This is a genomic window from Gammaproteobacteria bacterium (assembly GCA_019748175.1).
In the GTDB taxonomy this organism is placed as follows: domain Bacteria; phylum Pseudomonadota; class Gammaproteobacteria; order JAIEPX01; family JAIEPX01; genus JAIEPX01.
In genome coordinates, this window is sequence record JAIEPX010000012.1 from 126838 (window position 1) to 151671 (window position 24834).

Genomic DNA, 24834 nt, shown 5'->3' on the forward strand with positions numbered 1-24834 from the left:
CGGCAGGAAAACTCACTAACACTTTATTGCAATGTTTCTATTATAAAACAATGAGCTATCTTTTATATATTAAGTATTACTTTACTATGCAATATCTAGTTTACATTACTCTACTATAATTAGAGTAGGGATTAATAAAATCCATGAGGCTGCAGATGCATAGTATAAAGATTAGAATACCGATCATCAACTTTGATAAAATAAGGGCTGCCCGTGCAAATAGAGAATTAACGCGACGTATGCGAACCCTATTAAGTGGGCTTGAAAGTCCGTATAGAAGAATTGACTGGACATCAGATGATGGCTCAATTCAATCTCAAACATTACCAACAGAAGTTGCTACTATTGTTCAGAACGTTCTTAGTGAGGCTGGATTAAAATGTACACTCAACGCTAGCAGTGAAGAAGGTCGATCAACTATCACCATCAATTGCAGCCCGAATGAGTTAAATGTTCAAGACATACTGAGTGAACATAGAAAAAAAATACTTAGCTCAGTTGTATTATCACAAGATGAAACGCTCATCAAAGAATTAGTAGATTCCGTGTCGACTGCTTGGGAGAAATTATCTAAACCTTCAGAAGATGCCTTCAACATCCTTAGAGATGCTCCACCTATCGTTATACAACTTGCAGAAAAAATAGATGAACTGTTTATTGGGATGAAAAGCAGTACCACAAAAAAAACCACATCAGAAACTGCTGTACTTTCATCTGTACACTACACCAATCTATTTATTAATCTAATGATGAAAGCTTCACCCGACCTGTTTCGGTTTGTCTTCAAAAAAACACCCCTTGGACCAATTTTTATTGCTGGTTACCAAATAGCTGACGATGTTTTTTATTCAAAAAAATGGATTGCTGGTCGAAAAAAACACCAAAAAGCACTTTTTTCTACGGGTATGCAGATTCAATTATTCTCAGAAATGTATGATTCTCTGTCTAAAATCTTAACTGATAGAATAGAATCTAAAATAAACCAATTAAGAGGATATACAAATTTGAATGATCAACAAATTACTGACTTAATTGACAATAATCAGACCGAGCTTCTAGACTCAACTTCCGACGAAGCCAAAACTCTTTATTCTGAAATCATCGAATTAAAGAATAGCTTAATAAATGCTGAAAAATCCACAAAAGAATTAACGACTGAATTACGAAAAAAAGCCAGCCGGCTCAATACTGCACAGCAAGTTATGATGACAACTAAGCACATTGATAGAATCTTTAATTTAGCCTTCATAGCTTTCGGTATAGGGGCATTCTTTTTTCCCCCACTCGCGATTCCAGCGATAATAATAGGTGTTGGAAAAAGCATAACGAGAAAAAGACTTGAAGATCGAATTCGTACAGCCACTCAAATTGTACAAGGAATTTATGATATCGATAGTAATATTGTTCTCACTAAAGGTGAGAATAAAGCTGCTGTAGACAGGTCTCAAGATCTAAAGAAAATGACTTTACAATATGCACCAGTTGCAGTGGTTGGCATAAAATTAGGGCTCACACAAAAAAGATCCTTCGATAGAACGAAAAATAAAATACGTTCTAACCCAGAATATACTCTCTATATTGCAGAAACATTCAGTTATAAAGAGCTTGATGTCAAATCGACACGCGGTACTATTCGAGGACAAATTGATGCGTACAGCTTTACCTGCAGACACCTTATTTTCCATCTTGGCATTATTCAAGGAAGAGATCTTAATGGGAATCTTCCTTCTGCACATCCTCTACACCCTCCGTATATTCACAACATTAGCGAACTAAAAGATTTAATTAACACGTGGTCTGAAAATCTTATCCAACAAATTCACGATCAACAACTCAATCCTGGCTACGGAAAAAATAGTTATTTCAGTGGAGCACAAATTAGAACAATCAGAGAGCTCCATAGTAATGCTATAAATTATATCGAATCTTATCAAAATAGGATTAATGCCCTTGACAGAAAAGAAGTTGATAAAGACGGTAATCCAATCCCCCTTTCTCATTTCGATATGGATTATGCCAAAAGTGCTCATGAATCAATTCTTGATGAAGTTCATGCACTCAGATCAATTATCGACAACAAAACTAGAGATCAAACTGTAAAAAATGCTAGCGTTATCATTGAACGACTGGAAAATAGAATGAATTTACTGATGAATTACTGCGATAAATGTCCTGATCAATCGCATCGCGAGATGTTTAACCGCTGGAAAGACATCTATAAAATACACATTTTATCACTTAAAAAATACACTAATCCCACAACGGTTAAAAAAACATCTTCTCAAAAAAGTCCTTCAGAAAAGCTTAGGGGTATAGAAGTGCAGCCTTCAGACAATAAACAAGTCTTTGTCACTGTCCACCATCCTAGAGGCTTTGAAAGTAGAACAGCGATGGTCAATAGACTCAAAGAACATATTTCCGAACAAAAACAGCAGGCTCAAAAAGAACAAAAAACTGAGCTTGTCCTTTTACCTGTAGCAAAAGTTAGTACTAAAGCACTTTTTCATTATAAAGGTAATTTCTGGAAAATGATGTGGCTAGTGCGCGGAATAGATCGAGCAATAGAATCTGTTGAACTCACTATGAAAAATAAAGACACAATTGGTGCTGAAATTAATCCAAAGAACCAACTCGCATTGCTCAATTTCTACAAAAAACAGCTTAATAAAATTGTCGCCTATCGCGATGCCTTTACTTTTTCAAAATCAGGCCAAGACATAGTATTTAAACATATCGATAAAGCGATAAAAAAGGTAGATGCCTTAATTGAAAAGACTGAACATCAAATTAGCCAACTACCTAATAGGTAGCTCACAATATTGGCGTCGAGTCTTGTAATACTAAATCCGTAGAAGTATACCACTCATGCGTATTACCTCAGCCGAGAAGAACATTTAACACAGGCTTTATTCCGTTAGCAGAGAATGCTATCATCCCAAATCTTCGGAGAGGTGGCCGAGTGGCTGAAGGCGCTCCCCTGCTAAGGGAGTATGGGGATTAAACTCCATCGAGGGTTCGAATCCCTCCCTCTCCGCCATATTGATAAGTGCAGACTTGCAAAGCTTGTACTTACCAATATGAGGAGTATCGGGATGAGAACCCGAGAAGAGGGTCGGCAAAATTGCCTGGAGCAATTTTGCATGAGCGAAGCGAGCCCGAAGGGTGAAGATCATGGATGATCTGAATAATCCTCCCTCTCCGCCATTATTTTTAGCTTCAATTGCGCCCGTAGCTCAGTTGGATAGAGTACCTGGCTACGAACCAGGTGGTCGGGAGTTCGAATCTCTCCGGGCGCGCCAATCAACGAAAAAAGGCCTTCTGGCCTTTTTTTCGACAGGAAGAAATTAAACCTTCAATTTAATATCAGTGTATTCGAAAATGGGCTATTTTTGCTGGTATAAAATATTGTTGGTAAAAGAATTGCGGAAGCTCAAAAAGAATGCGAGTCAGATTAACCCGCATTTCCTCTATTATCTTCGTCATCCGACTCATCGTCATGATAACCTTGTTGAGAAATATCTACGTTTAAAGGATCGTCGCTGGTACGTTCCTGTTGTATCCGTTGATAAATTTCCTCTCGATGAACTGAAACTGTTTTTGGGGCGTTGACACCAATTCGAACTTGGTTCCCTTTAACTCCCAACACTGTCAATGTGATATCATCGCCAATGATAATCGATTCACCTATTCGTCGCGTCAGTATAAGCATTACTCATCTCCTATCGTCATCCTTAAAAAAACTCCTAGTATCATTAGCTTAAATATAGACCATGCTGCTAAATTTGCCATAATAATCAGAGAGCACGCAACACAGTATATCGGCCATTTCTTAAAATAACCTTAAGCCTTGATAAATAACATAAAATTTCAAATGCTTCTATTATATTGCGCTACTTTACGTGGATATTGCATAGGTAATATCCACGTTATACGAATTATTTAGTAGTATTAGTACTCTGCTCATCTAGGGGGGCAGCATCCAAACCGAAGGTTGAATGCAGTGTTCTTGCCCCTAGCTCCGTATATTTTTCATTAACAAGCACTGATATTTTTATTTCTGATGTTGAAATTAAGTGAATGTTAATACCTTCATCGCCTAATGCTTGAAACATGCGAGTGGCTACGCCTGCATGGGATTTCATCCCAACACCCACAATAGATAATTTAGCAATCTTATCATCACCCAACACTTCTGAAGCCTCTAGTTGAACAGCTGCTTCATTCATAAGCTCAAGGGCTGTTTTATAATCATCTCGTTGAACAGTGAAGCTAAAATCGATGGTTTTGTCTACAGAAGGCACATTTTGCACGATCATATCCACATCGATATCTCGATCTGAGACTGCACCCAATATAAATCGGGCTATACCAGGTCTATCAGGAACGCCACGAATCGTGATTTTTGCCTGATTACGATCAAACGCTATACCTGAAACAATAGGTTGTTCCATTCGAGTATCCTCATAAGCAATTAGTGTTCCCGGGCCGTCTTCAAAAGTTGACAACACTCGCACGGGGACGTTGTATTTTCCAGCAAACTCCACAGCTCGAATTTGCAAGACTTTAGCACCAAGACTGGCTAATTCTAACATTTCTTCGAATGTGACGCGATCTAAACGTCGAGCCTGCGGTACGACTCTAGGGTCTGTAGTGTAAACACCATCCACATCCGTATAAATTTGACATTCATGGGCCTTTAGAGCAGCCGCCAGAGCAACAGCTGTGGTATCAGAACCACCGCGACCTAGCGTTGTAATGCTTCCGTACTCGTCAAATCCCTGAAAACCTGCAACCACAGGTACTCTACCCTCACTCAACTCTTTTTGTAGACGGGTAGGATCAATGTCAACTATACGGGCTTTTTTATGAGAACTATCCGTTTTAATCCCCGCCTGAACCCCAGTCAATGATCTTGCCGGACAACCACGAGCCAACAAGGCAATACTTAACAAGGATATAGAGACTTGCTCACCTGTAGAGACCATCATGTCATATTCACGTGAATTAGGTTCTGCATTAACTGATTTGGCTAGTTGAATCAGCCTATCGGTTTCACCGTTCATAGCGGATAGAACCACTACCACATCATTACCTTGATGACGTGTCGCCATAACTTTATCTGCGACATAGTGAATACGCTCGACAGTACCGACTGAGGTTCCACCAAATTTTTGAACGATTAGCGCCATAACGATTCATTCTATTAATTAGAGTAATAACACCCCTATCCAAGGTGTACCTACCATTGATTATAGAGAAAAAAGTAGCATTCGACTAGTTACGTAGTGGTATTTTCTTAATATCTTTACCAATTGTAGCTATTAACAAGTTCACAACTGCTTTCCGATAAGAGGTCGACAGTGTTATAACGTCTAAATCCACTAAAATCCTCATTCAAGCAAGCTTGTAAGCTATCAAACTCACGGCAAACGCTGCCCGTAACATCCATCTTTCTACATATGCCAGTTTCGATTCTAGAGGTATAAGTATCACTACCTTTGAAAACGTACCTATCCGTCTCGCCAGCTCTAACACCGTAAACGAATCCATCGAATTTACCTGATATCCGATAAGCCATATCAAGGTCAGTTTTGTTGGATATTTCTATAGATCCAATGGTAACGCCAGCTCGATTGATGACTGCTTCCTTCGCGTCAGCTGCAAAAACTGAACTGTGAGCAAGCAGAACTAAACTGAATCCTAAAATTTGTACTTTCATTGCCTCTTCCTTGAACAATAAACTTATCTTTAAGTAAAGCAGACCTTATGAGATTGTCAAATTATGCTCTGTCTTTATCTATGAAAGAAATAACTAAGACTTCACTCTAAGCGATAAAAGCCATGCTGATAACATATGAGTTAAACCAATACTCGTAATAGGTTTTGTCAGTACATTATCGATTCCAGCTTGCAAGCACTTTTCTCTATCATTTTCGGAAGCATACGCAGTTAATGCTATAACGGGCGTATGATGATCATTTTTTTCTAACTCTCGAATTTTTTGTGTCACAACAAAACCATCCATATCCGGCAGCCCAATGTCCATTAAGATAAGATCGTAGGTATTCTTTTTAAACAACTTCAAGGCTAATATGCCATTATCAGCTACATCCGCTTTACAGCCCAAATCTTTCAAGAAATGAAGGACTACTCGTTGATTAATTAAATTATCTTCGACGAGAAGAATTTTTGGATTAATATCGGCGAAAAGTTTTGAGGCATGTGTTAAACTTGCTTGATATTTTTCCCAGCAAGATGCTAAGTGCACTATAAATTTATTGTCATAACCGGCAATATGAATGAAATCAAAAATACCATTATCATTCTTTTCTAATTTTTGATTCTTATCAGAATAAAGTAATAACATAGGATTATATAACGCAGGAAGAGCCTCCTTTAACTTGCCTAAATTTCCTTTATTATAAAAATGTGAATGGTTTGAAAGCAATATTAGCTGATAATGATGATTGCGTTTTGCGGCATTTTCAAGAGCGTCAAATGCACTCGAACTTGACACTAAAGATACTGAAGAAGTATGGATAAGCTGTAATATTTTTGTGCCCACACTAAGATCATCATCTACAATTAAAATTTTCACCTGAGCATACTTGCTTGCCCATAAATTTGATTTGTTAAGTTGAGGCTGGGCTGTAAATGTTAAATTTACTGTAAATGTTGTTCCCTTATTGAATTTACTATCAACGAAAATTTCACCTTTCATTAGTTCTACCAATTGCTTCACGATGGCAAGACCTAAACCTGTACCACTATGAAGCTTACTATAGGAAGAATCTAACTGACGAAAGCGGTCGAAAATTACCTCAATTTGATCTGAGGGAATACCAATACCTGTATCTTTAATGATAAAAGACAATGTATATTTTCTATTCGACCTCTCTAAAAACTTCACTATCAAATCAGCTTTACCATGATCCGTAAACTTAACCGCATTACCTAATATATTAAGTAGTATTTGGTAAAGTCTTTGACTATCTCCAAGTAACAATGTCGGTACATCACCATCTATTTTTGTAGATAAAGTAATATTCTTTTGACCCGCCAGTGTTGATACTTGTTTTATTACACTATCAATTATGTACACTAAATCGAAAGGAGTATTAATGATTTCTAATTCACCGGCCTCAAGCTTTGAAAGATCAAGAATACTGTTGATAAGTGATAATAATGTTTTTCCAGAATTAGTGATATCTTCAACTAACAAGATTTGATCAGTTGAAAGCTTTTGTCTTGATAAAAGTTCGGTCATCCCGATGATACCATTTAATGGCGTTCTTAATTCATGGCTAACCGTCGCCAAAAAGTCAGATTTGGCTTGATTTGCTATTTCAGCCTTTTCACGTGCCTCAACAAGTTCATTTTCTTTCTTAACACGATCAGTAATATCTGTAGAAATACCAATGACACCGACAATCTTGCCATGTTCATTTCTAAACGGCACTCGAGTTGTAGTTTGGTAAATGATTTCACCATTAGAAGTTGTTAAGAAATTGATATTTTCGTTGGGTTTACCTGTTTTCATTACTTCCAGGTCATTTGATCGCCACAATTTTGCCTGTTCTTTTGGCCAATTTCGAATTTTAGCCATATCATAATACGTTAAACCTCTTACTTCTTTTCGAGAATTAAAACCGAGAATCTTTGCTAAATTATCATTACAGCCTAGATTTGCAGAATTTTTATCGACCCAATAAACGTTAGAAGGTAAATGAGCTAAGATTCTATCTAACTGAAGTGCTGCAAGTTTAGTTTCTTTTTCAGCGGACCTAATCATTTTTTCCAATTGTTTTTCTTTCTTATTATGCTCTGTGATATCGATCATCTGAACGATGATGCCAGTCACTTTCTTTTTCACACAGATAGGCTTATGTATACAAGACACTAGAATTTTTTTGCCTTTTTTCAACGGTATCCAGAGCACATGCTCATATTTTTTATTGTTTTCGAGCACTTTATTATCATAAGACCTTAATTCTTCGAAGACACCCGCGTGAATTAAACTATTTTTTTGTATCTTGCTATAGTTTTTACCAAGTAATTTTTGTTTCGTTTTTAGGCCTAATAATTTCAACATGCTGTCATTGCAGCCTAAAATCACACCTGAGGCATCTTGCCAATAGATATAACTTGATAAATTCGCTATAATTTCACAAATATTTTTTGTTTTCATGTCACCCTTCATGTTACTCAACGATGAGATCATCCTAAAACTCCTGTAATCTCTGGATACAGAATAACGTTACATGCCACACTATTACGTTTACATGTTAATATATTCCAGGCTATAATGAAACAATTTAAGAGACTTGCTTTCGTCCTGGATACACTTTACATCGTAGCGACCGTCAACTAAATACTCTATCAAAGCAAGATTAGTATCTTACCTTCAGGATGTATTGATAATATGGCAAAGGCTACAAGTACTGAAAGTATTAAATGCGTCGTTATAGGCAAAAACAGCCTCGCTTTGGAATGTGCGAGCCGGTTGTTTAGTAACCCAAATTTCACTCTAGTTTCAATTGTTTCACCTGATCCACAGCTCGAATCACTGGCTGTATCGAATAATATTCCTTACTATAAAAACACAGACACTTGGATTCAATCAGAGCTAAAAACCAAAATTGATTATTTATTCAGCATAATTCATGAAGATATTTTGACTGACGAGATCCTCCAGCTACCTCGCCGGGGAGCTATCAATTTCCATGATAGCCCATTGCCCCGTTATGCAGGACTCCATGCAACATCATGGGCAATTCTAAACAATGAAAGCACCCATGGAGTTACTTGGCATATGATGTCAGGCAAAGTTGATTCGGGGGATATAGTAAAACAAAAAAGAGTTGAAATACTCCCAGACGATACAGCACTCGTACTAAACATGAAATGTTATGAAGCCGGTTTAGAACTATTCAACGAACTGTTAGAAGATCTTCAACGTGTTTATCTTATCACTCAACCTCAAGATTTATCTAAGAGAACTTACTACGGATACACTGCTAAACCTCCACTAGGCGGAATCATTAATTTTAATGATACCAGCCAAAATATCTATCGCAGTTGGCGATCAATGTATTTTGGACATACTCTCAATGATTTTGCTTCCTGTAAGTTTTTTATCGGAACCCGATGTTTCATCATCCAGGAAATGCAAATTAAGGCCTCCAGTTCAGATTGTGAACCTGGTCAAATAATAGAAATTACTAATGACCACATTCAAATAGCCACCAAAACAGGCGATGTATTCATAACCTCACTAAAAACCCTGGATGGGCACCCTTGTAATTTTCTTAATCTAAAAAAATTGACCCAATTAAGTGAAGGAGACACTATTTCTCACCATGATATCGCTCTAATGGAAAAAATATCTTCTAAAATTACCCAATTATTTCCACATGAACGTTACTGGGTGGATGAGCTTTGCGCCATTAATCCCACAAGCTTTCCATACTTTTCTCATCCGACTACAAAATTTAAAATAACAAGCCAAAAAAAGCTTGATCTTGAACCTCTACTGAGCCACAAAAATCAACATTTTGATTGGGAAATTTCTTATCTATGCATTCTGTCAATATATTTATTTCGCATCACAAATAAAAATAACATAACACTAGGCATTTACAGACCACAACAAAATACTGAAATCAACACAAGTTTCTTTTCAGATATCGTTCCACTCAATCTGCATTTCGAACCTCAAGACACGTTTTTAGATTTATATGCTCAGATTGAAAAAAAAATAAATCAAGTAACTACACATTCAACATTTTTAAATGACATTACCTATCGTTATCCTGACTTAACTGATATATCAACTAGTCATCCAGGAATATATCCGTGCCTAATCGAGTATATTAACAAAAAAGAACCTCAATTAAAGTCACAACTAGAATTAACAACCTCATATTTCAAATTGACAATTGACACTGCCAACAGGGAATACGTACTTGCACTAGGTTCTTCTAAAAACGAAGAAATTAAACCTAAAGAATTATTAGATAAAATACATTCTCATCTCTTTAATTTGCTTGATTCTATCAAAAATAATATTTTAACACCAATTATTGCTCATTCATATTTAGATAAAAAAGAAATTCAACAATTACTACCTGCAAAGATAGATGATACAAAAAATATTCTTAATTCAAACGTTATACAACTCTTTAAGGAGCAAGTTAATCGTTATGGAAATCATCTCAGCATAATTTCCTCTGAACACTCATTAACTTATGAAGATCTGGATAACCAATCTAATCACCTTGCAGCGTATATTCTAGAGCATGTAAAATCCCCGCAAAAATCAATAGCTTTAATAATGAATCAGTCTGATACTGCAATTATATCGATGCTTGCAATACTAAAAATTAATTGCATATATGTTCCACTAAACCCAGATAATCCTACAAACAGACTGCGATATATTCTTAAAGACGTTGATGCTGCAATGGTTCTCACTAATACCCAGAATTTACAAGTAACTCATGCATGCACTGAAAACCTCAATATTCCGGTACTTAATGTTGAGAATACTGAAATACTTGACCAATACTCACTACCTACAAATCATCAAGTCAAAATATTACCTGATGACCTGGCGTACATATTATACACTTCAGGATCAACAGGTGATCCCAAGGGCGTTCAGATTTACCATAAAGGAATTGTGCGATTAGTCAAGGAGCAAAATTATGTACAGTTTACTCAAAATGATATTGTTGCTCAATTCACTACGCTAATTTTTGATGTATCAACTTTTGAAATTTGGGGAGCATTACTGAACGGATCCACCTTATTTATCATTGATAAAACTCTAGGTTTAGAACCAGAAAAATTACATAATATTATTAGAGATAATTGTACAATCTTGTTCATGACCCCAGCAGTTTTCGTGGAAGTTTATAAAGCCGAGCCAGATACTTTTGATAACCTGAGAATATTGATTCTAGGAGGAGAAGTTGTTCGAAGTGAAGATGTTCGAAGGCTTTTAAAGAGAAAAGAAGAGCTGAATCTAAATCTCACTATCATAAACGGGTATGGCCCTACTGAAAATACAACTTGGTCAACATATTATACTATCGATAAACTCAAACCAGGTCGTGATAGCATCCCAATTGGAAAATCTATTTCATACAGCTCAGCTTATATACTTGATAATTATTTCAATCTACTTCCAGTCGGAGTTCCAGGCGAATTGTATCTAGGAGGACTTGGAATCGCTAAAGGTTATATTAACCACGAACAACTGACTCAAAAAGCATTTATTAAAGACCCGTTTTCAAAGGGCAATACACTGTATAAAACTGGCGACATAGTGAAAATGCTACCAGATGGGAACATTCTTTTCATTTCTCGAATAGATAGTCAAGTTAAAATAAAAGGAATTAGAGTCGAATTAGGTGAAATTGAAAGTTGGCTGTTAAAATATCATTCTGTCAAACAGGGAGTTGTCGTCTCCAAACCAATTAAATCAAACAGACATCAATTAATTGCATATATTGTACCAGAAAGTCAACATTTCAACATAGTTGAATTGCAACATTACTTGTCTCAACATTTGCCAGAATACATGGTACCCTTACAGTATGTCATCATCGATAATTTTCCTTTGTCACCTAGCAAAAAGATTGACCATTCAAAACTGCCTGATCCATTACCTCTTGATGCAAAGAACTATCAAGCTCCACGAAATGATAAAGAAGCCTTATTAGTCAAAATATGGAGTCAAATATTAAGAATAAAACACATAGGCAGAAATGATAATTTTTTTGCAATGGGTGGCGACTCAATCATCGCAATGCAAATAATCACAAAAGCGTACCATGATGGCTGGAAATTAAAAGCAGCTGATATTTTTCATTACCCCTGCATATCAAAACTTGCCCCACGTCTAAAACCAATACAATCAAAGACGTCAAATGAAAGTATAACAGACACGATTGAAGGAAATATCCCCTTAACACCAATTCAACATTGGTTTTTCGAGTCTGCATATTCCATGACATCAAGTTTTAGTCAATATGTATTACTTAAATTAGATGCAAAACCAGATGAATCAATTATTGAAAAAACCTTCGACGCACTTATTCAACACCATGACATCTTACGAACCTTCTATGAGAATTCAGAAGGTCACTGGCAACAAACTATTAATAGCATAGTTGAACCATTCAAAGTAAATCACGACACACTTGCCAGCAAAAAGTATGACTCTAAAATTGCTGAAATGGAAAGTAAAATATCTAAAACATACTCTAAATTTAAACTAGACCAGCCTCCTTTAGTGAGATGTGTACTGTTTAGCGGATCAAATGATAATTACCTCGCAATAATCGCACACCATCTAGTAATTGACGGGGTTTCTTGGAGAATATTCTTAGACGATTTCTTCATGGCATACCATACTTATTATCATAACAAAACAATTCCACTTCCAATAAAATCATCCTCTTTTAAATCATGGAGTAAGTACCTCTGTGAATTTTCATCATCAATTACCTTGTTAAATGAAACCAATTACTGGCTACAGCAATCATCTGATAATGAAATACCAACTGATTTTAGACGAGGCGAAAATACTGAGAAAAATGCAAAAACTATCGAAAGTGAACTCGACCTTACCAATATAAGCTTAACATATAAGCAAGTAAGCGCGAGGGATATATTAACTACAGCATTGGCAATCACATTGTGTGATTATTTTGATCTAAATGAAATTAATTTTTACATGGAGAGCCATGGTCGTGAAACCTTCAATAGCAAACTTGATTTATCACGGTCTATGGGATGGTTTACCTCTCTTTCACCTATAAAATTATCATTAGAATCTTCACAAAATAAAATTCAATATTTAAACATGCTCAGAAATGTCCGTAAAAAAATTGGCAATATTCCGCGACAAGGCATTGGCTTTGGATTAGTCAAATATCTTACAGAAGATCTTAACACTCGCAAAATAGTGAATGACATCTTAGTTTCCTCAATGTGTTTTAATTTTCTTGGGAATTTTGATGCTGGGATCAATACTAGTGACATGCAATTGGTTGGACGCCCAATTAGATTAACAGACTCGGCGACTTCTTTACGGCAATTTTTGATTGAATTAACAGCGTGGATCAAAAACGATAAGTTACATTTGGAATGGAAATATAGTGCTAATTATTACAAAGCCTCTACAATCCAAGCAGTTTCCAACCACTACATAAAAAATATTAATTCTATCGTTTCTCAATGTATCAATTCACTATCACAAACGTTGGTGTCTCACGACTTCCCACTAGCCTCCCTCACTCAGGAACAATTAAGTATCTGCATTACTAAATACCCTAATTTAGAAAATATTGCTCAGCTTTCTTCGTTACAAAGTGGTTTGTTGTTCCACCACTTACAATATCCTGACAGTAATATTTATCACTCTCAATATATTTGGACAGATACCCGCGCTTTAGATTTGCGGGTATTTAAAAAGGCTTGGGAAACCATTATCAAACGCCATAGTATATTTAGAACCACCTTCCTTTGGAAACATTTCAAATCTCCTATTCAGATTGTCGATTCAACGATCAAATTACCGTGGAAAAATTATATTTGCTCTTCATTATCACGAGAAGCAAAAAAGGCGATGATAAATGCGATACTTCGCGAAGATCAAGAACGTTATTTTGACTTTTCAGATCATCCTCTGATGCGATTAAGTATTATTCAAACCAACCCAAGTACATACGTCATAGTTTGGACACATCATCATATTTTACTTGGCGCGTCTAGTATAAAAAATGTCATTTCAGAATTATATCTAATATACCACGCCCTTCTTTCAGATCAACAATACTACCTACCTCCAGCGGTACCTTTTTCCGAATACATCGCTTATCAAAATCAAAAATTTAATCATAAATTAAGTAAGCGTTTTTGGATAAAATACTTAAATAGATTTAATAGTATCGCAATAACAAAATTACTCGGTGAAATTCATGAAAATACATCCCCGGACTTTCATCAACATGAGTTCGTAATACCCGATAAGTACGCATCTAAAATCAAAAAGTTTTCAAAGTCCTGCAACACCTCGCTTAACACCGTAATGTTATACGCATGGGCTTTACTGATCTCACGATACACTGACTCATTGGACATTAGCGTCGGTGTTGCGATTTCAACAAGACCTAATGATTATTTCACTAATGAAAGCATCATCGGTCCGCTCATTAATACACTACCGTGCAGAATTACACTCGAAGATGATGAGCCATTGCAGCAATCACTTAAGCGGATAAATGACAACATCCTTGATATAACACAACATTCTCATACAGCACTGTTAGATATCTATAAGTGGCTTAAACGAAATACACAAGACCAACTTTTCGATACGCTTTTCGTTTTTGAGAATTACCCCTTGGATTTTATTGATGAACATATCAGTGAATTAAAAGTCAACGCGATTACTCATTATCCACTCGTCCTTAATGTATACCCTCATGATAAAATTCAACTGGTTATGACATATAACAAAAATGTTATATGTACAACTATAATTGAAAACATTATGACAAATTATTACCACACCCTCTGCGAAATTATTGATGATAATATACGTAATACTAAGGATATTGATATACTTTCAATTACTGAATCATCATTGCTAAAAAACTCTTGGAACCATCGAAAATCAGATTATCCTCATTTCACTATCACGAACCTTTTTACGGAAATAGCAAACCTATATCCATCTAAAACTGCGATCACCTATCAAAATGAAAAACTGACGTACGATAAACTTGATAAAGTGACCAATCGCTGGGCTAATTATCTCCTTGAAAATGGTTTAAACAAGGGTGATGTTGTCGCTGTTTATATTGATAGAAGTATTGAAATGGTAATTGCCCTTTTAGCAATACTTAAAGCTGGGGGTGTTTATTTACCAATTGATACAACTTACCCCACCTATAGGGTTAATTACATACTCGATGATGCGGGTGCTAAATTCATATTCACTCAATCTTCATTATTAGGTATTATCGATCCTAAATATCTAAGCCTATCCATTGATATTCTTAATAGCAACCTTATTACAACTGTTTATGACAACCTCCCATTAATAGAATTATCCTATAGTGATCTGATTTATATCATTTATACCTCAGGCACTACAGGCTTGCCAAAAGGCATACAGATTCAACACAAAAGTGTAATCAATACAATCTACTCAATATTTAGAGAATTAAAACTTTCTTCAAATGATAAATTACTATCATTCACAAGTATCTCATTTGACATATCTGCACTCGAAATATTTGGGCCATTGCTTTGGGGAATGGAGCTTGAAATTGCAAGCTCTGAATCTACAAAAACTAATTCTTCTCTCACTAAACTTATGAACGAAAGCTCTCCAACTATAATTCAAGGTACCCCTAGTCTTCTATTCTTAATGGTAAATGCGGGTTGGAAACCTAAAAAAGGAATTAAAATCATCTCGGGTGGAGAGACGCTCACGCAAAGCTTGGCTAATTCAATCTTAGCTATGGGTGCAAATTTATGGAATGTATACGGACCTACAGAAACGACAATTTGGTCTACTATCTCTCGTGTATATTCAAATAAAAAGATCGTAATAGGTAAACCTATTGCAAATACAGCTATCTATATCTTAGATCAAAGACAAAAAATAGCACCGATTGGCGTTCCAGGAGAGCTTGTAATTGGTGGAGATGGTATAACTCCAGGATACATTAATAGACCCGAACTAAATAAGAAACGTTTTATTCCAAACCCCTATTCTAGCTCAGTAGCAGAAAGACTGTATCGCACAGGTGATTTAGCTAGGTGGCTACCTTCAGGCGAACTAGAGTTTATTGATCGACTAGACAATCAAGTTAAAATACGTGGGTATCGAATTGAACTAGAAGAAATTCGTACTATCTTACTAAAATTCACATCGATCAAAGATTGTGTTGTATTAAAAGTTGGGGATAATTATAATGAAGCTCATTTGAAAGCATTTTTCACTTTAAAAAATCCAAATATGAATTTTGACATATCAGACTTACGCACGCATCTCGCTTCATATTTACCGTACTACATGATTCCTGATGAGTTTATTCCCGTTGAAGGGATACCAATCAATACAAATGGAAAGGTCGATAAAGAGCAAATCTTGCAACTATATGCATCTCATCATAAAAAAGACATCGGGAATTATAACCCCGTTGAAAACCCGACCGAACAACTAATCTTAAATCTATTTAATAAAGTACTCTCTGCAAAAAATATTGAACCTAATGATAGTTTTTTTGAACTCGGTGGTAATTCTATCTCAGCAATTCAGATATTATCGAATATACAAGATTGCTTCTCAATATCTTTATCTTTGCCTGATATTTTAACCTTACAAACTCCACGACAATTAGCCAAAGCTATAATTCATAAAAAATTTCAAAATCTTGATAGCTACGAAAACATCACTTCTCCTATAGTTGGTTTACAATTAAAAGGAGATAAACCACCATTATTTTTAATTCACCCTGTAGGTGGAACAATATTCTGGTTTGTTAAACTCGCACAATATTTAGGTAAAGATCGACCAATTTATGGATTACAAGATCCTGCTTTATCTACAGAGAGAGCTCATTTTTCTACTTTCGAAGCAATGGCTACATTCTATGCTAAAGAAATTAAAAACATTCATCCAAATGGTCCTTATCTTCTGGCAGGTGCATCCTTCGGTGCAAATATGGCAGCAGAAATCGCAAAACAATTGATCGCTGAAGGTAAAAAAGTCTTATTTGTAGGACTACTAGATGGGTGGGCAGAATACCCTGACGAAGTTTCTACACATCGTTTTTTGAAAAAAGAGATGAAAGCGCAGTATAATGAGCTAAAGAAGAAACTTCCTGAAGTTAATAATAACAGTATTAAACCTATTATTGACTTTGCATGGCATCGTTCACATTTACTTGATGCCTATAGTCTCGATTGGATTGATTGCCCTCTAGTACTATTCAAAGCGAAAAGTACCTTAAGTATTTTCTCTGACATCGAGTCCCCAAGTAACCACTGGACAGGAAGGACTCCATACTTAAAAACCATTATAGCCCCAGGTAACCACGAAACTATGTTTTTCGATCCAAATGTTGAAACACTAGCCAAACAAATAAACACTGCTATTCATGATAGTGAAAATATGGGAAATCACGATTCTCACAATAATGCATTTTTCAATGATTCAGATATATCTTATCCAAGAATAACTGTGATTGAGATGTTCGAATCCATTGCTGAAAAAGAATATAGCTCATTTGCCGCAGTAAACAATGGGATATGCTTGACGTATGAAAAATTAAATAATCTGGCAAACCAACTCTCTCACTATCTTATAGATTTGGATATCACACAAGGTGATATAGTTGGTATTTGCCTGAATCGTGATTTTGATTTACTCATTGCTATTCTGGCTGTCTTAAAATCTGGCGCCGCTTTTTCACCCATAAACTGTGATATAACTCCTAGTAGTATCGATTCTGTCCAACTAAGTTGTAGAGCAATCATTACAGAAAAAGATTTTCTGAGAAAATTCAGTACTCTTGATAACAAAATGATCTGCCTCGATAGGGACTGGCAGTTTATTCGACTCAAATCAAGTGATAACCCATTAATACCTATTAATCTCGATGATATAGCAATCGTTATACCAACATCTCACTCACAGCACAGCCAAACACGCATTTTGGTCAGCCACAGAAACATCAGTATTTTAACACAATGGTCTTTGTCACAATTCACAAAAGAGGAACTATCTGGCGTATTAGCTTCAAATCACCATTACAATGAAATGTCGTTATTTGAAATATTCCCAGCTTTATGTGCTGGAGGAACAGTACATCTTGTAAGAGATATAGAAAATCTATCGGAAGTCCCTTTTTCCAATAATATTACACTGATTTCTATCACACCAGCACAGTTAAATAACCTTTTATATACTGATCAATTACCTCAATCTGTACGAACTATCATTTTACAAACTCGCTCGGTGGATAATGCTGCTATCTCAAATATTGTAAATACATCCCACGTTATTAAATTATGCAACGCCTTTATCAATATGGAAGTCGGCCAACTCACTCCAGGATTATTACCGAAACCTATCAATACACAGACAGTCATTGGAAAGCCAATACCTAACGCAAAATTAGTCGTACTTAATAAAAACTTAGAGACCCTCCCTGCTGGATCCCCTTCAGAAATGAACAAATTTGGATATGTACTCTGTTTAGGCTATTTGAATTTTTCTGATTTCACAACTGAAGAATTACTTACCAATCCTAATTTACAATCCTCAATTTCAAATGAGTAAGGTGACGTCAGCTCGATTGATGACTGCTTCCTTCGCATCTGCCGCAAAAACTGAACTTTGAGCAAGTAGAGCTAAACTGAATCCTAAAATTTGTACTTTCATTGCCTCATCCTTGAACAATAAACCTATCTCTAAGTAAAGCAGACCTTTAGAGATTGTCACATTGCGCTGTGTCTTCGTCTAGATTCGACCTTTTTCACACATCAGTTAATATTATCTTAAGGTTCTATGGGTAATATATCCGATTATTGTATGAAAAGCTTGGGGATTGTATGAACGAAAGTACTCCTGTAAAAGAACCTATCGATAAATCAGACCTTGTAAAACACTTTGAAGCCGGGGATTTACTGTTTGGGTTAGAAAACGAAGCTCGAGCCCTTTACTATGAAATTATTCGTCTTCAGTTAAGTAAATCAGACTCAACAATATTGTTTATCACCGTGGATGACATCAATAAAGAACTCTCTGCAGAATATATGTTTGGTGCAGAGGCTGAATCGCCAAAAAATAAACAAACACAATATAATGCTTTTGCACAAAGACATCTTGATTCATGGAAAGCACACAAGAAGTTTGCTCCGAAAATGATTACTGAGAAAGGTGAAGCAAGAGCAGACAAAGCATTTATTTATTCTTGTAAAGTGGCTCTTTTAACACACAGCAGTAAAATACATTTCTGTTTAGACTTCTTCCAGCCCGAAGCTATACGAAACAAAGCACACGACAACTATAAAAGTTACACATCCAAAGAATTAAGACTCTGTGCTAAAAATTGGGAACAAGTTAAAAATAGAGTTGTGTTTTATATGGATGGCATGAGATGCAGTCCTCCTTGGGGAGAACGTGAACCTCTTGAGTGGTTAAATGACAAGAGTTCAATGACTCAATCCAGTGATTTAGATCAGAGTAGCCCATTACCTGAAGCATCACTTAAAACGCCACCTCATGGGAGTCAAAATTTTTTCAAAATGCCCACTTCAATATCCCCAGATTCAGATATCACGGAGACCTCTCAAGAAAGTAAAAAAGATATCGATGCCATTGCAAAAAAGAAGTTGGATTTCTAACTGGACGATTCCTCTTCACTCAGCAATACAATTAAGTAGTCGTATCAATGGAATATTAGTCTAAACATAACAGAGATTCGCGCGTAAAATATTCTTCTTGATAATGAGAGCGAACCCATTTTTTATAAAGTTCTAGTGCCTCAGTTTCAATACTTGCGATTCGCGTAGAATTGCCTTTATTATGCACTATAGTATTCTTAATATAGTCTTTCATTGTTAAAATTGAATCAAATGATTCATTTAAGAGTGATGCAAGCTGATTTCCATGTAATGCATTGAATGAATCATTTAAATAGTACTTCCCAAGCCTTTCCGCAAGAAGTATAGCGAAATAGGCTTCATAAAGATATTTGTAGAAAAGTCTGCCGCTCTTTTCAACTTGGCCAAAATACTTGAATAAAGGAAGATTGAGATTAGCCAACATCAAAAATCCTGCAGCCCCGAATTGCCTTCCAATAATATATAAGTTACCGCTAAATTTATTATACTCACTAAGATCAACTTTTTTATCTTCCGCTAGCGCCCTATCTGCTAAAACAATAATTTCATTTAAATAATCACAAAATGCGTGAAAATTATAGCTTGAGAGAGCTTTCATTAAGTAAAGTTTGGATGTGGCTTGACCTGAAGTAGTCTGTACTCTTTGTAACTCAAGATGTTTACTATAATAAAAAACACCTTTAATTAAAAAATAACTTAATAGGCTAGACTGTGGCTTTAATTGATAACATGCAAGTTGACCATCCAATTCTAACAAAGATAGATAATCTTCTGAAGTGATAAGCGTATCCCAAAAACTACTGAGCGTATCGTCACAGCAAAGCGTCTCTAAATCTGCTTCCAGACTCGTGGCTTCCAAAAACATGGGAAGTGACTGAACTGCATAATATTGAACAAAATCAATAAGAACGTCGTTCGACTGTTTTTTAGCCAACACTCTTTGATGTAAATCTCTAAATTTTTCTACAATAGAATTATGCGATAATCCTTTCTTATTCATATATGCCTCCTTGCATTTTGTATGAAGAATATACCAGATAAATGATTAGAAAGAAATAAGATAACGGCGTCGCGTCTAGGTTTTACAAAATCATTATTAACTTCTACTGTAAACTGAGACGTTTTGAGTATAGAATATGGCTGTTGAGCAGAAGGAATCTAAGCCATGTCAATCATCATCATTCTCACCATGCTACTGGTTGCTGTAGCTAGTTTAATCTTAAATCGTAGACGTACTGGAATATTTTTCAACCTAGTTACTTTGGTCTTATTCTTACTGGCAGGCTCTGGATTACTCACTCAACTTACTCTCAATTCACTGCAATCACAGGCGCCCCTTGAAACGCCTCATTGGACAAAGCGAAACGCGATTTTGATTCTTGGGATAGGCACTACACAATGGCCTGCTACTTCACACATCTCCACGCATCCACTTGGATACTCTAGGATTCACGAAGCTGCACGACTTTATTATCTCTGCAAAAAGCAAGCAGTCGTCTGTCGCGTCATCACTTCCGGGGGAGATCCAACAAAGCATGGCACTGCAGAAGCCGCTGTTATGGCACGTGAGTTAATGGAAATTGGGGTGCCTTCTGCAGACATCATCATGGAATCTAAGAGCCGAAATACCTTTGAAAATGCAAAATTCTCCAGCGAACTTATTCGTTCACAAAATCTTGATAACCTCACCTTGGTTACCTCTGGCTTTCATATGAAACGATCTTTGCTATTATTCCAGGCGTTTGATTTATATCCCTTGCCAGCAGCCTCTGATCGATTATCAGCACATATCTCTCTGCTACCATTATCTCAGAATTTAGCCCTTCTTGACTTGGCTCTGCATGAATATACCGGTATGGCACAGTACTACCTGTATAACTTTATGGGATGGAATTCAAAACCAAAAAAATAATGGGGTCCTATCTTGAGATACGATGACTTTTATTTTTTTGTAGCCTTAATCAAATAAGTCTCTTCGTTTCCATCCGTAGCAGGAACCTGATGAACAATTTGAAAGTCGAAATTATCGGAAAAAGTTTTCATTGGATTTATCTTTTCTACACGGCGTGAATAACTAATAAGAATACAGCCATCTGGATGTAAATGATGATAGCCAGTTTCAAAAAGATTGGTGCGCGCTTTAAATTGCGGGTCGTAAAAAGCGATTTCCATATTATTATTAGCTTCTGAGCTTTCCCAAGGTATAGAAGCAAGGATAATATCGAATTTAGAGTCGGGAGAAATATTAGAAAAACCATCGCTTAACAAGACCTGAACCTGATCAGCCACACCATTTACATTGCAATTGTGTTGTGTACATTGCACAGCCTTAGGATTGATATCTATGGCTGTCACCTGCGCTCCATGTTTTGCAGCAAATATAGCAAGGATACCAGTACCGGTACCAAAATCTAAAACACGAACACCTGAACGAAGCATACTAGTGCCTTTATCCTCTAAATATAGGAGCGTGATTTCATCAGTTTCTGGAGGATAGACGGTATCATCAACTTGTATAGGTATTCCGAATGCCTCCATGTTGTAAGGTGTTTTGCGCTTACAAAACTCACTAAGTAACGCATCAGCAACATGACTTCTTCCGTGAACAAACTCTTTTTTCACTGTCAATCTCCTATGCCTAGAATAGTTCCTATAAATTCGATTTGGCTATGCGATTATTTTACCTTTGATAGTCAGATTAACCTTGAGCAACTTTTAGACCACCCTCTTGGGCCTTAACCCAATCAAATACGCCATCCAATGCTTCATCTAATTTTTCGGGGTTTTCACCACTGCCTTGTGCAAGTTCAGAGCGACCACCGCCTTTGCCGCCAAGTTGTGCAGCAACAAAATTGACAAGTTCTCCGGCGCTGAGGCGATCGGCGCAATTTTTAGTAGCTCCGGCAACCAGTCGAACTTTTTGATCTTCGACTGTCGCTATCAAAATGATGGCACTGCCTAGTTTATCTTTGAGTTGATCGATTAAATCACGTGCAGTTTTGACATCAACTCCATCAACTCTTGCCGCTAAAACTTTTACTCCGTTAATGTCTTTAGCTTGGCTAATGAGATCAGACGTTTTTGATCCCGCAAGTTGTGATTTTAACTGATTTATTTCTTTTTCGAGCTGACGCTTTTCTTCTATGCTCTGCTCTAATTTTAAAATAATATTTTGTCGATTTGTTTTGAGTAATTGCGCAGCCTGCAATAAATGAGATTCAGTTTCTTCTAACCATGTTAATGCAGCATCGCCAGTTACAGCTTCTAAACGTCGAATGCCAGCAGCAATGCCTGTTTCAGAAATAATTTTAAATAAACCGATTTCACCTGTATGTTTAACGTGCGTGCCGCCACATAATTCCATCGAGAACTCACCGATACTAAGCACTCGAACTTCATCGCCATATTTTTCTCCAAACAGCGCCATCGCACCTTTTTTAGTGGCTTGTTCGGGTGACATGGTTTCAACATTACCTGTTAAATTCGCACGGATTTGTTGATTGACTAAGCGCTCAACATCCAAAATTTGTTGTGGTGTCATGGGTTCATGATGAGCGTAATCAAAGCGCAAACGATCAGCCGCGACGAGGGATCCTTTTTGAATAACATGAGCGCCAACAACGCGTCGTAATGCAGCGTGTAGTAAATGTGTTGCGGTGTGATTGATCATTATGGATTGACGATCCGAATCAACTTCGGCATCGACTTTGGTATTTACGCGCAAAACCCCGTGATTTATCTTCCCATAATGAAGATGCACCATGCCCTGCTTTTTGGTATCAGAGACTCTAAAATATCCCTGTTCATATTGTATTTTTCCTTTATCACCAATTTGGCCGCCCGCTTCTGCATAGAAAGGTGTACGATCCAAAATCACAATACCCGACTGCCCTTCAATTAATTCTTTAGTTGCTTTACCATCTTGGTCAAACAAGGCAGTGACTGTCGCTTCGTCAGTCGTTTTATCATAACCCGTAAAAGCCGTTTCACCCTGCACCTGTAATTGCCCGGTATAATCAACGGCAAATTGACTCGCTGATTGCGATTGTTTGCGTTGCGCACCCATCGCCTCATCAAAACCTGCGTAATCAACGGCAAATCCACGCTCACGCGCAATATCTGCCGTTAAATCCGTAGGAAACCCATAGGTATCGTATAATTTAAAAACAACTTCACCCGGAATTTCTTGACCCGATATTTTTGCAAACGCTTCTTCCAATAATTGCATGCCTTGATCTAATGTTTTTTCAAACTGATCTTCTTCGCGTTTTAATACTGAAATAATACGGTCTTTTTCTTCGATTAATCGTGGATAGGCATCACCCATTACATCAACCAGTGGCTGAACCATTTCATGGAAAAATGAAGGTGATAATCCTAATTTTTTTCCGTGACGAATCGCTCGACGCAAAATACGTCTTAAAACATAGCCTCTTCCTTCATTGGAAGGAATTACACCATCGGCGATCAAAAATGCAACTGAACGAATATGATCGGCAATAACACGAATAGAAGTAAGACTTTCTTCATCATTTGACAACTTTGCTTGAAGCAAAAGAGCTTGCGTCGCCTGAATCAAATGTTGAAAAAGATCAATATCATAATTACTGTGTACCTGTTGCTTAACTGCAGCTATACGTTCCAATCCCATTCCGGTATCCACTGACGGTTTTGGTAAAGGTGTCATGGAACCATCAGGATGGCGATTAAATTGCATGAAAACTAAATTCCAAATTTCAACATAGCGATCGCCGTCTTCTTCTGGAGATCCTGGAGGTCCGCCGGGAATACTATCGCCGTGATCATAAAAAATTTCAGTGCAAGGACCGCACGGTCCTGTGTCACCCATAGACCAGAAGTTACTTTTTTCACCAAGATGAGCGAATTGATCTCGACTCACGCCAATATCGTTCAACCAAATGTCTTCTGCTTCTTTATCGTCTTTATAAACGGTTATCCACAACTTTTCTTTTGGTATTTTTAATTCTTGAGTTAAAAACTTCCAAGCAAACTCGATCGCTGCTTTTTTAAAATAATCACCAAAACTAAAATTACCGAGCATTTCAAAAAACGTGTGATGGCGAGCGGTATAGCCTACGTTATCAAGATCATTATGTTTTCCACCGGCTCGTACACAACATTGGCTACTTGTTGCACGATTATAAGGCCGTTGTTCCATACCTAAAAATACATCTTTAAACTGCACCATACCTGCGTTTGTAAATAATAATGTAGGGTCATTTCCTGGAATTAATGAGCTACTGGAAACAACGCTATGGCCATGCTGTTTAAAATACGCTAAAAATTTTGATCGAATTTCACTGGTTTTCATAGACTAAACTCGCATAATTAATCGGTAGAAGCACTACCCTGTCACTAAATTAAAAATAAACAAAGGAC

Annotated in this window: 11 protein-coding genes and 2 tRNA genes; 6 read left to right on the forward strand and 7 right to left on the reverse strand. The window is 36.6% G+C overall.

Going from position 1 to position 24834, the window contains the following annotated elements; all coding sequences use genetic code 11:
• Positions 1 to 155: 155 nt before the first annotated feature.
• The 3 genes from K2X50_06775 to K2X50_06785 all read left to right on the forward strand — a co-directional run bounded on the left by K2X50_06775 (position 156) and on the right by K2X50_06785 (position 3299).
• Positions 156 to 2810 (forward strand): hypothetical protein, encoded by a 2655-nt coding sequence (locus K2X50_06775; GenBank protein MBX9586947.1) that lies wholly within the window; start codon positions 156 to 158, stop codon positions 2808 to 2810.
• A gap of 135 nt (positions 2811 to 2945) precedes the next feature.
• Positions 2946 to 3037, forward strand: a tRNA-Ser gene (locus tag K2X50_06780).
• A gap of 185 nt (positions 3038 to 3222) precedes the next feature.
• A tRNA-Arg gene (locus K2X50_06785) sits at positions 3223 to 3299 on the forward strand.
• A gap of 152 nt (positions 3300 to 3451) precedes the next feature.
• Here K2X50_06785 and csrA read toward each other — a convergent pair.
• From csrA to K2X50_06805, 4 genes are all read right to left on the reverse strand, one after another.
• Positions 3452 to 3709: a carbon storage regulator CsrA gene (gene csrA, locus K2X50_06790; protein ID MBX9586948.1), complete on the reverse strand. Its 258-nt coding sequence runs from the start codon at positions 3707 to 3709 to the stop codon at positions 3452 to 3454.
• 226 nt (positions 3710 to 3935) lie between these two features.
• Entirely contained in the window at positions 3936 to 5189 is a 1254-nt protein-coding gene (locus K2X50_06795) for an aspartate kinase (GenBank protein ID MBX9586949.1), read from the reverse strand.
• A gap of 116 nt (positions 5190 to 5305) precedes the next feature.
• Positions 5306 to 5719: a hypothetical protein gene (locus K2X50_06800; protein MBX9586950.1), complete on the reverse strand. Its 414-nt coding sequence runs from the start codon at positions 5717 to 5719 to the stop codon at positions 5306 to 5308.
• A gap of 93 nt (positions 5720 to 5812) precedes the next feature.
• A complete protein-coding gene (locus K2X50_06805) occupies positions 5813 to 8221 on the reverse strand; it encodes a response regulator (GenBank protein MBX9586951.1) in 2409 nt (802 codons plus the stop codon).
• A gap of 201 nt (positions 8222 to 8422) precedes the next feature.
• Here K2X50_06805 and K2X50_06810 point away from each other — a divergent pair, with 201 nt between their 5' ends.
• Positions 8423 to 18367, forward strand: coding sequence for an amino acid adenylation domain-containing protein (locus tag K2X50_06810; protein MBX9586952.1), 9945 nt, complete (start codon positions 8423 to 8425; stop codon positions 18365 to 18367).
• A gap of 272 nt (positions 18368 to 18639) precedes the next feature.
• Positions 18640 to 19434: a hypothetical protein gene (locus K2X50_06815; GenBank protein ID MBX9586953.1), complete on the forward strand. Its 795-nt coding sequence runs from the start codon at positions 18640 to 18642 to the stop codon at positions 19432 to 19434.
• Positions 19435 to 19489: 55 nt separating this feature from the next.
• On the opposite strand, the gene K2X50_06820 is transcribed toward K2X50_06815, so the two are convergent.
• Positions 19490 to 20434, reverse strand: coding sequence for a DUF5630 domain-containing protein (locus K2X50_06820; GenBank protein ID MBX9586954.1), 945 nt, complete (start codon positions 20432 to 20434; stop codon positions 19490 to 19492).
• A 165-nt stretch (positions 20435 to 20599) separates the two neighbouring features.
• On the opposite strand from K2X50_06820, the gene K2X50_06825 reads away from it, so the two are divergent.
• Positions 20600 to 21346 (forward strand): YdcF family protein, encoded by a 747-nt coding sequence (locus K2X50_06825; protein ID MBX9586955.1) that lies wholly within the window; start codon positions 20600 to 20602, stop codon positions 21344 to 21346.
• 29 nt (positions 21347 to 21375) lie between these two features.
• Here the strand turns inward: K2X50_06825 and K2X50_06830 are convergent, their stop codons facing one another.
• Together K2X50_06830 and alaS are read right to left on the reverse strand one after the other, a co-directional pair.
• Positions 21376 to 22056, reverse strand: coding sequence for a 50S ribosomal protein L11 methyltransferase (locus tag K2X50_06830; GenBank protein MBX9586956.1), 681 nt, complete (start codon positions 22054 to 22056; stop codon positions 21376 to 21378).
• 76 nt (positions 22057 to 22132) lie between these two features.
• Positions 22133 to 24766 (reverse strand): alanine--tRNA ligase, encoded by a 2634-nt coding sequence (gene alaS, locus K2X50_06835; GenBank protein MBX9586957.1) that lies wholly within the window; start codon positions 24764 to 24766, stop codon positions 22133 to 22135.
• Positions 24767 to 24834 lie beyond the last annotated feature (68 nt).